This is a genomic window from Lysinibacillus cavernae (assembly GCF_009724685.1).
GTDB classification, from domain to species: Bacteria; Bacillota; Bacilli; order Bacillales_A; family Planococcaceae; genus Lysinibacillus; species Lysinibacillus cavernae.
The window spans coordinates 233,523-246,204 of sequence record NZ_WMEF01000002.1 but is presented as its reverse complement, the minus strand read 5'-3'; the positions used below and the strand labels follow the sequence as shown (position 1 = coordinate 246,204).

The 12,682-nt window shown below is 32.7% G+C and carries 14 protein-coding genes and 1 pseudogene; 8 read left to right on the top strand and 7 right to left on the bottom strand.

What is annotated here, in order from left to right:
* Positions 1-104: 104 nt before the first annotated feature.
* Complete coding sequence (locus GJU32_RS05655) at positions 105-980, top strand: LysR family transcriptional regulator (RefSeq protein ID WP_155590970.1); 876 nt, start codon at positions 105-107, stop codon at positions 978-980.
* Between the two features lie 327 nt (positions 981-1,307).
* The gene (locus GJU32_RS05650; protein WP_155590969.1) at positions 1,308-1,547 is read left to right on the top strand and encodes a hypothetical protein; all 240 of its coding nucleotides are present in this window, start codon (positions 1,308-1,310) and stop codon (positions 1,545-1,547) included.
* A 60-nt stretch (positions 1,548-1,607) separates the two neighbouring features.
* Here GJU32_RS05650 and GJU32_RS05645 read toward each other — a convergent pair.
* Positions 1,608-1,989 (bottom strand): annotated as a pseudogene (locus GJU32_RS05645) (GNAT family N-acetyltransferase).
* Positions 1,990-2,210: 221 nt separating this feature from the next.
* Between GJU32_RS05645 and GJU32_RS05640 the strand changes: the two are divergent.
* On the top strand, positions 2,211-2,756 hold the full coding sequence (locus GJU32_RS05640) for a DUF7010 family protein (RefSeq protein ID WP_155590968.1): 546 nt from the start codon (positions 2,211-2,213) through the stop codon (positions 2,754-2,756).
* A 164-nt stretch (positions 2,757-2,920) separates the two neighbouring features.
* Here GJU32_RS05640 and GJU32_RS05635 read toward each other — a convergent pair whose 3' ends face one another.
* Entirely contained in the window at positions 2,921-3,379 is a 459-nt protein-coding gene (locus GJU32_RS05635; protein ID WP_155590967.1) for an SRPBCC domain-containing protein, read from the bottom strand.
* Positions 3,380-3,878: 499 nt separating this feature from the next.
* Between GJU32_RS05635 and GJU32_RS05630 the strand changes: the two genes are divergently transcribed.
* The 3 genes from GJU32_RS05630 to GJU32_RS05620 all read left to right on the top strand — a co-directional run bounded on the left by GJU32_RS05630 (position 3,879) and on the right by GJU32_RS05620 (position 6,261).
* Complete coding sequence (locus GJU32_RS05630; RefSeq protein WP_155590966.1) at positions 3,879-4,421, top strand: hypothetical protein; 543 nt, start codon at positions 3,879-3,881, stop codon at positions 4,419-4,421.
* A 361-nt stretch (positions 4,422-4,782) separates the two neighbouring features.
* Positions 4,783-5,322, top strand: coding sequence for a GrpB family protein (locus tag GJU32_RS05625; RefSeq protein WP_155590965.1), 540 nt, complete (start codon positions 4,783-4,785; stop codon positions 5,320-5,322).
* A gap of 285 nt (positions 5,323-5,607) precedes the next feature.
* Positions 5,608-6,261 (top strand): pentapeptide repeat-containing protein, encoded by a 654-nt coding sequence (locus tag GJU32_RS05620; protein ID WP_155590964.1) that lies wholly within the window; start codon positions 5,608-5,610, stop codon positions 6,259-6,261.
* A gap of 564 nt (positions 6,262-6,825) precedes the next feature.
* Here GJU32_RS05620 and GJU32_RS05615 read toward each other — a convergent pair.
* Complete coding sequence (locus tag GJU32_RS05615; RefSeq protein ID WP_155590963.1) at positions 6,826-7,464, bottom strand: CatB-related O-acetyltransferase; 639 nt, start codon at positions 7,462-7,464, stop codon at positions 6,826-6,828.
* A gap of 188 nt (positions 7,465-7,652) precedes the next feature.
* Positions 7,653-7,874 (bottom strand): hypothetical protein, encoded by a 222-nt coding sequence (locus tag GJU32_RS05610; protein ID WP_155590962.1) that lies wholly within the window; start codon positions 7,872-7,874, stop codon positions 7,653-7,655.
* 539 nt (positions 7,875-8,413) lie between these two features.
* Here GJU32_RS05610 and GJU32_RS05605 point away from each other — a divergent pair.
* Positions 8,414-8,890: a hypothetical protein gene (locus tag GJU32_RS05605; RefSeq protein ID WP_155590961.1), complete on the top strand. Its 477-nt coding sequence runs from the start codon at positions 8,414-8,416 to the stop codon at positions 8,888-8,890.
* Positions 8,891-9,347: 457 nt separating this feature from the next.
* On the opposite strand, the gene GJU32_RS05600 is transcribed toward GJU32_RS05605, so the two are convergent.
* The gene (locus GJU32_RS05600) at positions 9,348-9,785 is read right to left on the bottom strand and encodes a carboxymuconolactone decarboxylase family protein (protein WP_155590960.1); all 438 of its coding nucleotides are present in this window, start codon (positions 9,783-9,785) and stop codon (positions 9,348-9,350) included.
* A gap of 14 nt (positions 9,786-9,799) precedes the next feature.
* A complete protein-coding gene (locus GJU32_RS05595; RefSeq protein ID WP_155590959.1) occupies positions 9,800-10,441 on the bottom strand; it encodes an FMN-dependent NADH-azoreductase in 642 nt (213 codons plus the stop codon).
* 171 nt (positions 10,442-10,612) lie between these two features.
* Between GJU32_RS05595 and GJU32_RS05590 the strand changes: the two genes are divergently transcribed.
* Positions 10,613-11,116, top strand: coding sequence for an Rrf2 family transcriptional regulator (locus GJU32_RS05590; protein ID WP_155590958.1), 504 nt, complete (start codon positions 10,613-10,615; stop codon positions 11,114-11,116).
* A gap of 696 nt (positions 11,117-11,812) precedes the next feature.
* Here the strand turns inward: GJU32_RS05590 and GJU32_RS05585 are convergent.
* Positions 11,813-12,421, bottom strand: coding sequence for a YpjP family protein (locus tag GJU32_RS05585; RefSeq protein ID WP_155590957.1), 609 nt, complete (start codon positions 12,419-12,421; stop codon positions 11,813-11,815).
* Positions 12,422-12,682 lie beyond the last annotated feature (261 nt).

Here is a 12,682-nt window from a genome sequence, read left to right as displayed (position 1 = left end):
TCAAACATTTAATAGTGGCTTTATAGTATCATCGGTATTTCCATTAGTAAAACGAATGTTTATAATATAACTATTAGAAAATCTAATACAAAAGGTGATTTAAAATGAATGCTTACCATGCTTTTATTAAAGTAATTGAAACAGGTAATTTTACAAAGGCTGCTGAAGAATTAGGTTACACCCAGTCAGCCATTAGTCAAATGGTAAATTCCTTAGAGAAAGAACTTTCTACCACTCTAATTTTGCGTTCTCGAACTGGTATTACGCTTACACCAGATGGCGAAGAATTTTTACCGTATATTAGAAATATCAGTAATTCTCAATTGGAACTATTGGAAAAACAAAATGAGATGAAGGGGTTGCAAAGAGGGCTTATTCGTATTGGATCATTTTCTAGCGTGGCATGTCATTGGCTACCTGAACTAATAAAAGATTTTAAACAAAAGTACCCAGCTGTTCATTTTAATATATATCAAGGTGAATATACGGTTATTTCTAATTGGGTGAAAGAAGGTTTCGTAGACTTTGGCTTTGTTAATCCTGACGCTGTGTCCAAACTAACTACCATTCCATTGCAAGAAGACGACATGCTTGCCGTATTACCAACAAATCATTACTTAGCATCTGAAAACAAAGTATTATTGAAAGAATTAATCGGTGAACCATATATTCTTTTAGATGAAGGAGAAATAAATGAAACATTAACCGTTTTTAAACAGAATGGCCTTGAACCTAATATACAATTCCGCGTACACGATGATTATGCTATTATGTCTATGATTGAACAAGGTCTTGGAATATCCGTATTACCGAAACTTGTTTTAGATAGATGCCCATATAGTATTGTAACAAAGCCTATCTCGCCTTCTGTCAGACGTACAATAAGCTTGGTATACAAAGATAAAAGGGTATTACCAATAGCAAGTAGATATTTTATTGATTTTCTCATCGAACGTTTTAAAGAAAAGACCAAAAATTGATTACTATAATTCAAAACAGAGAGAAAAAGTAGATTATCACATTCGAGAAGCTTTACGCCGACCGAGTTCAGTTGATTTAAAACCAGGTACTCACTAGAGCGCCTGGTTATTTATAAATATGAGAATCCATAGCCTTTGATTTGAATAACGGAGTACTAAATATATCCCTTTATCTAATTATAAAGCGCTCATACTGTTCCCATTAAGCAACCTATGTAGTACCTCAAGCTCTCGATTCCCATGCACCAATGGAATACGTTTTGGCATGTACAAACGTCACGTCTTTTTTGTGTTATAATTTACCAAAATACATAATGAGGTAATTATATGAACTTATTAACAACATTTTTATCTGGTGGATTAAGTGTGCTATTTATCATTCTTCCAGTGATGCTATTAATGGCTGTTGAAATTGGATGTATCATTATTTTTTCGTCAATCTTTGAAAAATTACTCCCCCATAAAATTTATAAATCCCTTTTAGTTTGCGTAGCTCTTGCTGCTTTTTACATTTGGGCAGTACCGATGAATATGGGATATTCTGAATTTTTTAGAGCGACTTTTTAATCGCTCTTTTTTCGTTTTAATCCTCAAAGGTTCAGTAATTTAATTTTCACAATAGATACATCACTCTAAGTACTCTTGTGCTAGTTTCTGATTTTTATAGATGGCCATACCTGTTTTCAATTTTTTAAATCCTATTTTTTCATAAAAAGAATCTTTACCTGTTGTTGCGATTAAATGAATGCAAGAAACATCCTCTAACTGTGTGATAATGTCTTTTAAAAGAAGTCGAGCAATTCCTCTTCCTTGATAATCTTTATGAACAACAACATCGTAAATAGCAGCATTAAATACGCCATCAAAAAGAGCCCTACAAACACCTACAATTTTGTTGTTATCTTTTAATCCAATAACTTTGTGTGTGCTTGCATTGAAAATTTTTTTATTATGTGTTCGTCATGTTTCATCCCCCCTGCTGATTGATAAATTTCTATTAAAACGGTATATCCTTCTCTTCTAACTCCTAGTTAAGCAAACCATTTTCATTCCACCAACCTTACTACAATCTATTATCCTTCTACTATTTATAACCAAATAATACCATACTAACTAATTCAATAAAGCCACTATATAAACCTCCATTTCTTTAATCACATATAGTAAAAATAGTAAAAAGATGGTATATTATAGTGACATTCTATTGATTTTACGAAAGGTGGTATGTTTATGAATAAAACACTTGATGATTTACAACAACAAATTATATTTGAAGCAAAAAAGGGATACCCAATTTTGTTATCTGGCGCCTTTGTTTTTTTACTTTTCACCCTGATGCCATTCGTTTTCCCATTAGAAGCTGTACGTTTAATTTGGATATTCGGCTTAGGTGTAATTTTTCCTATTGGAATTTTTATTAGTAAAATTCTTGGTGTTAATTTATTCACCACTGACAACCCTTTAGGAACTTTAGGTGGAATAGTTGCAGCTCCTCAAGCTTTTTACATACCTGTATTTATCATTGTGTATATGAAAATACCTGAATACCTTCCCTTCACAATCGGTTTACTTGCAGGCTCACATTTTCTTCCTTACATATGGATTTATAAAAGTAAAGCTTATTTATTTATTACTTTAGGATCCTGTTTTTCTGCTCTAATCTTAGGTAGCTTCTTTATAAATCAAGCTTTCACTCTTGTGCCTTTAGCAATTTCTATTGTGTATGGAATTGGCGTTCTTTTAATTCTAAGAGAACTTAAAGTCAATCTTGATTAATCACCTATTAGTAGGTGATTTTTTTATAGAGATAAAACCAGGTACTCATCCGAGCGCCTGGTTTTTAGTTTGTAGTTTCGGGAACTTTATCAAAATCAATACGACACAACTCTTACAATACATTTTTTAAGAATTTGTACTTCATTACTTCCTTTGTGACGGCTCTATAAACCTTTACCAAAGTCTAGTGTACTTCCTGTTTCTACTAAAGTCTTTGTATTACTTAAAATCATCCACCAGGCCTTGTCGCTGTTCTCGTAAGTGGAATCTCCTTCTTTCCACTGATCTTGAATGACTGTCAATTTTGTGCATGAATCAGCAGGTTCTAAAAGATAAGAAATCCTTGACTCTAATGCACGATTGCCTTTTATATAAGATTTGCCAGGGTAGTGAGTAAATCGAAGTACCTTATTTGGTTCATATTCCAATACGTTTCCGTATACATGCACCGTCTCATCTCCATCCACCCCAGGACCTATATACTCCAAAAGATCACCTACATGAAAGGTAGATTTTATGATGGAGCCATAATAAATTTGTTTTGTACCTTCAGGAGAGATAAGTACTTTCCAAACTTCCTCAGGTGTACCTGCAATATAAAATTGATACTTCAAATCCTTCATGATTTTTATGCCTCCTAAAAATTTAATTTGGAACATGTACATTATAAAAAAACTTCACTGACAAGTACGGTCAGTGAAGTATTTTGATAATGATTGAATTTCTTGTAATAAAGGGTTTTCAATGACTGATTAACCGCAAGCCTACATCATTCCCTGCCGTAGCAACCTGTACATTCACTAAAAAATTCGTCTACAGTCGTCCATCTGTTGTTGTGATAGTTTTCACTCGAGGTTAAAGAAGTCTTGTCGAAGTTCCTTTAGTAATGAATCCATTAATGGAAGTAATTGTTCTTGATTAATCACCAGCTTCTACAAATGATGCTTTTTGTATCTGATCAAAGGTTATACGTTTTATTAATTTAGCTATATTTAATAGTAATTCCTTTTTAATCAGCACCTGTTACCAACCTACTTAAATGTTGACTGTTTTTTGTATGTACAATCAGCTAAATATCAACTAAAATAGGTAACATATTACATTTTAGGAGAAGATTTTACTATGAAGAAATTATTATTTATAGGAATATTGTCAACTGTGCTGTTAGCGGCATGTAGTGAAGAAAAAGCAAAGGAAGATTCTCAACCAGCTGCTCCTGTTGAAGCTGTGAAGGGTAATGAGATTGTTATCGATATGTCTATTGCAAATGATAAAAGCATCCCTTTAGAAGAACGTATTGCCAAGATAGCTACTGATTTATTCGGCACTACTACTATTGATGGAAATGATCGAAATATCACCATTGAAAGCATGGGAGATATCTATTATTTAGAGATGTTGAATGACGATGCAGGAACAAAAAAGAATACTCTAGATTATACTCAACGTAATACAGCTGAATTAATTAAAGTATTAAAAGGTGTAGAGGATATGAGCGATATCCGTATCAATTGGCAAGCTAACTTGAAAGATGCATATGGAAACATTAATCCTGGTTCTGCAATGACTGTGCTGTTTAAAAAGGGAGACTTTGACAAGATTGATTTAGCTAATTTCAAGGCGTCTGATTTAAAAGAGATCGCTACATACTATCATGTTACATAATGATTTAAAGTATTAATTACACCAAAAGTCCCTCAGGTTTGAATTTGTAGTGAACTCCATAAGTTAGACTTTAACTAAAAACTGGTTGAGGTCTAACTTGTTACTTTTTTATACTTACAATATTGTATTTAAATAATAGAATTATTCCTAAATTCATAACAAAATATCTTAAATTCCTTTTTTGTTTGATTCCTTCAACTATCTATACAACCCCTACTTTCCAAAATATTGGTAAATTTAATTGTATTACCCTATCGTTTTGGAAGAATTTAACTTTTTGTTCTCAAAACCACATCAAAACTAGGTCTATTTTAATAATATTCGTAATAGTGTTAAAATTAGCTAAAGGAGGTTGTTTTAAATGATTAATAATAATCCAAATGATTGGCCAATATGGGCGAATGAGACTGTAGAAATAGTAACAGCAAATCCTGATTGGCAAGACCAAGGGCGATCCGAAGAGCAACACCTTTATGATCTTCTTAACCCTTATGGTATAAGCGAGGTAATGCATATTGGTAGCACATCCATACCCGGTCTACCAGCAAAACCTATAATTGATTTAATGGCAGAAACAGACTCATTTGATCGAGTAGAAGAAATCTTAGCTAAATTGGCTAATTATGATTGGCATTATGTTAGCCCAGAATTAGATGAAAGACCTTGGCGAAGGTTCTTTGTAAAGGTTAAAAACAATAAGCGTGTTGCCCACTTACATTTAATGGTTAAAGGAAATGAGCGATGGGAGCAACAACTTTTATTTCGCAACCGTTTACGAGAAAATCCACAATTAGTTTATGAATATTCAATGCTTAAGCAAGGGTTAGCTAAAAGGTTTAACCAAGATAGAGAATCATACACAAAAGCTAAAACAGAATTTATCAAAAAGGTTTTAAAATAATTAATTTTATTACTTACATTAAGTACCTTTATGCAATGTGGGAACCGTTGCTGGTTTACTAGTTCTCACATTGAGATTAAGGTAATCGCATTCGCTTGATTAACCTCCTTTTTAATAACCCCTCATTTTCTTCTTTCTTACTGAACAAAATCTTCATATTGTTCAGTAATGTGATAGAAATTTAAATTTGTGCATACTTTTTCTAAATAAAAAAGTCTTTTCATTCTATTTTTTTTGTTTTAAATTTACGTATAGATTTTACTAACTTTTAAAGGGTGTGCTAATATGTCACGAAGCTTCAAAATTGAATTACCAAAGATCCCCTCAGATTTAGAAAAAGCTAATTTTCAAGATATTTATTATGATGAAGAACCATATTTATCAAATTGTATTATTACTGATACAGCAATTGATAATGATATTGTTGAGAAATTAGTTGTGTCTAAAGTTGTTTTTAAAAATGCAAAATTCATTGATGTTTCTTTTAGCAAAATTGATTTGACTGATGTAATTTTTGAAAACTGCGATTTATCTAATTCAAACTTATGTGAAGGCATTATACATAGAGTCAATTTCAGAAACTGTAAATTATTAGGACTGAATTTTTCTGAGGCTAATCTTGGAAACGTTTCTTTTGAAAATTGCATTGCAAATCTATGCAATTTTTCTGAAACTCGTTTCAAACAAGTAATATTTGACAACTCAACACTACAAGGTGCGAATTTTTATGATTGTTTGCTAAACAAGGTGAAATTTAATGAAAGTGATATTAATGATGCTGATTTTTCTCAAACGTCCTTAAACGGTATCGATATTAGTACGTGTCATTTTGAAAGACTTAATGTAAGCCCAGAAAGTTTGAATGGATGTGAAGTTTCCACTGAACAAGCTATCGGTTTTGCTTCTTTGTTGGGATTAAAGGTAAAGTCAATAAATTAAAAAGGCAAAAGCTGATTGGAATAATCTTTTCAGCTTTTGCTGCACAATAGTCCCAATAAACACATCATTGCAAGGCTATAAGTAGAAATGTATTTAACGCTTATCGCTACCTCCCTTTTCTGTATTACAATAAAAAGTGAAAACTAAATGATTTTCACAATATCTTTGGTATACATTCTAATTAATGAGAGGAAATTAAATATTCATTTCCTTAGCGAAGTACTACATCATTCCCAGCAGTAGCAACCGCATTCAATAGCAACAACACTGTCATTAATAAGCCCCAGCCACCTACTGTTCCAATTATCCACCACGTCCTTTGCCTTTCAGTACAATGTACCGTTGCCCATCTCGATTACTCTCATAACGTATAATAAAAGCCCTCCACAATCGATGTGGAAGGCACATTCCATTCGTTTGGGAAAATAAAAAACACCTTCTATTGAAAGTGTTTAGCAAATCAAAATATTTTATTTCTAATGGATAGCTTCTTTATTTCTATGCTATATACGCCAGTAATAATTGAAATAGCTTTCAATTTTCTTACTGGTGCTTAACAGTTTTTTATTGTGACTTTATCAGTTCCTTTAAAGCACTAATATTATTGCCTGTCAAAACGGGTATGAATTCAGTTATCTTGTCTATATCCCAATCCCACCACTTGATGATATTGAGAATATCAATTGTCTCCTGCTCGAATCTATAGCGTATTAATTTTCCCGGATTCCCTCCTACAATTGAATAAGATGGAACATCTTTTGTTACAACAGTATTTGTCGCTATAATAGCTCCATCACCTATCTTAACACCAGGCATAATGGTAGCATTATAGCCTATCCAAACATCATTTCCTATAACTGTATCACCTTTGAATCCACCACTTAAATTCTCTAAACCTACTTCCCAATCTCCACCAAAGGCACCAAAAGGAAACGTTGTAAAAGAATTTGTGTTATGATTTGCACCATTCATAATAAATTTGACATTGGAAGCAATAGCACAAAACTTTCCGATTTTTAGTTTATCTCCAATAAAGTCAAAATGATAAAGGACATTTTTTTCAAACCCCAAAGGATTATTAGAATCGTCATAGTACGTGTAATCCCCAATTTCAATATTTGGGTTAACCACCACATTTTTTAAAAAACATAAGCTTCTAATATTTTTCATGGGAAAAACACTTTTTATATCTGGACCACTCATTTTGCGACACTCCTAAAAATATTTATTAGCTATTGACTAGGTATTTATAAAGCATTAAGGATTTAAAATAGTATGTTGTTTTATTTAATAATTTCCCCTTTTCATTACTAAATTCAATAATAGGGAATGACCCCCTTCTTTCTTAGTCAATAAGTCAATAAAAATAGCGTAGGCGATCCTAATTTTAATTACCACTTCTCACTATTTTTAAAATTTTTTGAGTAAACGTATTCATCATTTTTAATTTTCTTCCAACCACTAATAGAATTCAAAATAATCAGAAAAATTACAAATAAAACTGAACCCACCATGTAATGACCTAAGAAAAAAATAACAAACGCCGCAACCGGTAATGCTATCATTAACACTATTGCTAAAATTTGTAATTTTTTATTCTTTTTATCATTCATACACTCAACCTCCTATTAAATGATCTTTCCGTGTCTTTTAACATGTTATTATGGTTTATTTTACCACGTTTTAAAATTTTACACAAAAACTATCCCGACATAAATACACAACGATATAATCACTTCTAAGAAAACTAACGATCTTTATAAAACTTTCTTTTGCGCTACATTGTTTTCTCCAATACTCGTAGTTCAGAATGGCACTATTTGGCTTGGTGGCCTTACCTGTTTGTATGCTTTATTGAGAGCTTGCTTTTAAGTAAGGCCTAAGTCAGACATGTACACCATCTGATCACCTTTGTATAGTGCATACTCCCTCATTTTACGCCCCTTCACTAACCATTTTTTCTCTACTAATATCTGAAATGGATATTTTTCATTTTCATAAAACTTAACCGTGTTGATTGGGACATAAATCAAATCTTTTCTTAAGGTTTTTAATTTACTAATAGTATATTTTATACTATTTTTACTTTTTAATTTTAAAATGGTAATATTTTAATGTGATAGAAATAAATATTTCGGAGTTGCATGTAATTATGAAAAAAATTTCAACTATACTAACTGCTGCACTTTTAACAGCGTCTATAGGAGGGGCATCTTCAGCACTTGCAGCTAATAGCACAAGTATTCCATCTATTTCAGTAACCTCTTCTACTGTGACGGAAGTTCCTAATGTTAAATTCATTGATGAAGACAACAATCAAAATAGTATTGTAATTACTCCATATGCCGTAATTCTTGAAACATCTGCTTCCTTCCCAACAGGTCAAGGCTCTCTTAATTTTAGTTATAAAGCACCGGCATCGGGTACTGAAAAAGTTCAAGTTTTTGTTCAAAATAATAGTGCAAAAACTATTAATGTAAAGATGGTTTCCCAGGTGGTACTGCTTGGATCAGCGGATTTACGATTGCACCAGGAAAAACCCTTATTTCTGAACACTATTTCGGGGCTTCTCAACAGGGTTCTTGGACATTGTATTTTGATACTAATGATGGCTCTCCGATTTCAGTAGATGTAAAGGTTAAAGACGGATTGTAAAAAACCGGTAGAATTATCTACCGGTTTTTTTACCCTTCAGAACCTGCTTGCGAGCACTAGGAATGTCTATTGGTATGCCGTTTACGTTGTCTCATGCAATCAACTCCTCTGTTTGTGCTGTGTAGTAAACCCTCGGCTCATATTGGTGGTAAAAACCTTTAGGATTTGGTGAACTACTACAAACATCGATACATCAACGTTTTCGCACAAAAAACACTCGCTATCTAAACGAGTGTTTCGAGTATTTTTATGACAACCACTTTGGTGGTTTGTTTTTCCCAGAGTTCAAATAGACTCCCTTCAATGATACGTGATGATTTATCATATAAACAAATATCCGTCTTTTGTGACATTGCGGATATTTTGGTCATTCTTTCTTAATCAATACAAGTACTAACATGTACTAAAGAAGAAAAATAGCTACCTGTTAATTATTCTGCAACATTACCCATAGCGATAGAAATTCGATTCCAACTATTAATTTGATTAATCAAGATAACCAAATCGACATATGCTTTTTCATCAAAATGTTTGCGAACACGTTCATATAAATCATCAGGAACACGTTTTTCAGAAATAAGAGTAATATGTTCAGTTAATTCTAATGCTACTTTTTCAACTTCTGAATAAAATGTACATTCTCTCCAAGCACTGATACAGTATAAACGCTGTTCAGTCTCTCCCATTTTTTTAGCATCAGCAGTGTGCATGTTGATGCAATATGCACAGCCATTAATTTGAGAAGCTCTGATTTTAATGAGTTCACGAAGTTTTCTATCAACACCACTTTTCTTCGTGTATTTTTCCATTTCCATCATTATCTTCATAGCATCTGGTGCAATTTCATAATAATTCATACGTTGTGTCATTGTTAATACCTCCATTATTTATTCGCTAATTCAAATGATAATTGGTCCGAATTATTAAGTACATTTTGTAAAACATCTTCTGTATTCAATAATGCTGTCCCTTGGGCACGAAGGATTTTAAAATCATCTATTCCAATAAAGTTAAACATCGATTTAAGGTATTTGTAAGAATACTCCACTTCAGTATACCAATCATCATTTGTATAGATTGAACCACTTGCCTGTAATACAATCATGCTTCTTCCATCATTCAACAACCCGACAGAACCATTTTCTGTATATTTGAATGTCTCTCGTGCAATCAGAATGTTATCCATATAATCTTTTAACTTTGAAGGAATATTAAAATTATGCAAAGGCATAACAATCAGATATTTATTTGCGCTTTTAAACTGAACTAAAATTTTATTCATGTGTTCCAAAACTTCATTTTCTTCGTATGTCAAAGGCTCCCCATTTCGTGACTTTTCCCAACCACTTAAAACAACTTTATCTATCATAGGAACAACGTCTTCATATAGATTAATCTGTTCAATAACTTCATTTTCATCTTTATTCTCTTTATATGTTCTTAGAAAATGGTCAAAAACTTGAAGGCTCATAGAAGTCTTTGATTCCACTTCGGGGTGTGCATTAATAACAAGTAGTTTACTCATAAAAAATCCTCCATTATAATAAAGACATTATTAATCGTCGATTAATTTAATCGTTGATTAACTTTGTCTACAATATACTCTTTTAATTATCTTTTGTCAAACTGATTAATTTATGTATTTCTAAAATGTGTTACTATCATGATAAACATATTGTTTTAAGAAGGTGAAATAATGAAATATAGTGTTATGGTTGAATATGCACTACACAGCCTAGTTTATTTAATTGATGTACCACCAAATGAAAGTATTGGAATTAAAGATTTATCAGAATTTCAAGGATTATCAGAGACCTATCTCTCAAAAGTTTTAGGGAAGATGTCCAAGGAAGGGATTGTAAGTTCAGTATCTGGTGTAAAAGGGGGTTATCGACTCAATAAGAAACCAGAAGATATTACATTTTGGGATGTTGTGCGAGCTGTCGAGGGTGAAGACCCGATATTTCAGTGTAAGAATATTAAAGCAAATTTTGCTTATCAAAATACAAACCAAAAGTGTGAATCTTGTTCAGGTCAATCAATCTGTACGATCAATAGTGTAATGCTTGAAGCTGAAGAACAAATGCGGAATTATTTAAGAAGTAAAACAATAGCGTGGTTAGAAGAAGAACTACTACGGACTTTACCAAGGCAGCAAATAGAAGAAGCAAATAATTTTTTTAAAAAAAGGAAGTGTTAATTTTAGAAGTATTATAACGTAGACCTCCTAAGAGAGCGCTTAAGCAGGAAGAGTATGATTGATTTGATAGTTGAACAATTTTGACAAATGACAAAAAGCATCGAGGGTAATAATTCTCGATGCTTTTCAATAGAATCTTTAGCCATTATAGGCTTGCCAAGGCTATTAATAGATGTGTTTTTCCTGAATCTGGTTGTCCTAAATAAGCAGTACTGTTTTGTTTTGTTCAAATTCTGCAAAATATTTAACAGCCAATCTGTGCATGTCCTGAACAACCTTAAGAGCACCTTTGAATAAAAAGTTTTGAAATTTTGCTTTAAATTCTTCTGTGATATCACTAACCTTTATAAGATTGTTAGAGTTTTTACATGTTTCACATTCAAATCAACCCAGATTTGAAACGACTTATCGTAAGTCATACCGGTTTCATCTTCATCGACGTTCATTTCAAATTAGCCCCCAACATCCTTGTACATTCGTATTGTTTGTTATTAATCGAGGCTACCTCTTCATCATAATACATGATACTTACGGTGTACCTTTGCTAGTACTTCTTCCTGTGGCAACTGTTTTTCCCTACCTCCTCTCACTATATTACATTAAAAAGTGACAATTAAGTGATTCACTATAAACATTGATATATCAACGTTTTCGCACAAAAAAACACCCGCTGTATAAACGAGTGTTTCGGGTATTTTATGACAACCACTTAGGTGGTGTGTTTTTTTCCCAATAAATATCGCCTAGGTTGTTGTGTGCCATGAAATCATCCTCAGCACTGTGATAGTGGAAATTGTAATAGTAGCCTTCCTGTGGTCTTTTTTCTGTACGCACATGGAAACGGATAATATCTTTACCGTTTTCATTGTTGATCACGTTAAAAATTTTTTCACCATAATTACCACTTGGCTTTTCAGAGATGGTTAAAGATGCTACGGTTTGCTCGTCAAGATTGGCAACTGTCATCTCGATCGCCTCTTCTATTTTTGGGAAGATGATGCTATCAAATTCATTGCTAATTTTTGGACCAATTTTAGTACCAAACTTTATGTACGATTGCTCTCTCGCTGCATCCACCAGTAAGGCATTATAATCAATCTCTTCCTCTTGAATCTGGACCTGCTCGTCTCTACTATCATCAAGCTCAGCAGCTACAGCAGTGCTTGTCCCTGATGAAGGTCCGATAGATGCGCGATTCGAAGGATTTTGATCGAATGCTTCCCAAATTTCATGTGTAGGCGTTATTAATCCAAATGTTAAAAACGCAACCATGATGACTATACTTTTCTTAACCCACGTCTTCATTTATTATCACCTTCTCTTTATGTACAAATTGGTAATTCTCCTATTATTATATACGTTATCGTCATTAAAAGGTTTCATATTTCTATAATTCATTGTACAATATTTATGAATAATGTGTCGGTTTTTTAAAGGAGGTACAAAGCATGAGCATCGCAATGGGTATTGGTCTTTTATTAATGTTAGGTTACTTATCATCTTTATGTTTCACGGACTAATTTCATTTATATTATGCAGAAACCCGCGAACTATATGATGTTCGCG

What these genes read in the sequence shown, in the direction of transcription:
- GJU32_RS05655 (WP_155590970.1), top strand. Translation starts at nt 105, where the DNA reads ATGAATGCTTACCATGCTTTTATTAAAGTAATTGAAACAGGTAATTTT.
- GJU32_RS05650 (WP_155590969.1), top strand. Translation starts at nt 1,308, where the DNA reads ATGAACTTATTAACAACATTTTTATCTGGTGGATTAAGTGTGCTATTT.
- GJU32_RS05640 (WP_155590968.1), top strand. Translation starts at nt 2,211, where the DNA reads ATGAATAAAACACTTGATGATTTACAACAACAAATTATATTTGAAGCA.
- GJU32_RS05635 (WP_155590967.1), bottom strand. Translation starts at nt 3,379, where the DNA reads ATGAAGGATTTGAAGTATCAATTTTATATTGCAGGTACACCTGAGGAA.
- GJU32_RS05630 (WP_155590966.1), top strand. Translation starts at nt 3,879, where the DNA reads ATGAAGAAATTATTATTTATAGGAATATTGTCAACTGTGCTGTTAGCG.
- GJU32_RS05625 (WP_155590965.1), top strand. Translation starts at nt 4,783, where the DNA reads ATGATTAATAATAATCCAAATGATTGGCCAATATGGGCGAATGAGACT.
- GJU32_RS05620 (WP_155590964.1), top strand. Translation starts at nt 5,608, where the DNA reads ATGTCACGAAGCTTCAAAATTGAATTACCAAAGATCCCCTCAGATTTA.
- GJU32_RS05615 (WP_155590963.1), bottom strand. Translation starts at nt 7,464, where the DNA reads ATGAGTGGTCCAGATATAAAAAGTGTTTTTCCCATGAAAAATATTAGA.
- GJU32_RS05610 (WP_155590962.1), bottom strand. Translation starts at nt 7,874, where the DNA reads ATGAATGATAAAAAGAATAAAAAATTACAAATTTTAGCAATAGTGTTA.
- GJU32_RS05605 (WP_155590961.1), top strand. Translation starts at nt 8,414, where the DNA reads ATGAAAAAAATTTCAACTATACTAACTGCTGCACTTTTAACAGCGTCT.
- GJU32_RS05600 (WP_155590960.1), bottom strand. Translation starts at nt 9,785, where the DNA reads ATGACACAACGTATGAATTATTATGAAATTGCACCAGATGCTATGAAG.
- GJU32_RS05595 (WP_155590959.1), bottom strand. Translation starts at nt 10,441, where the DNA reads ATGAGTAAACTACTTGTTATTAATGCACACCCCGAAGTGGAATCAAAG.
- GJU32_RS05590 (WP_155590958.1), top strand. Translation starts at nt 10,613, where the DNA reads ATGAAATATAGTGTTATGGTTGAATATGCACTACACAGCCTAGTTTAT.
- GJU32_RS05585 (WP_155590957.1), bottom strand. Translation starts at nt 12,421, where the DNA reads ATGAAGACGTGGGTTAAGAAAAGTATAGTCATCATGGTTGCGTTTTTA.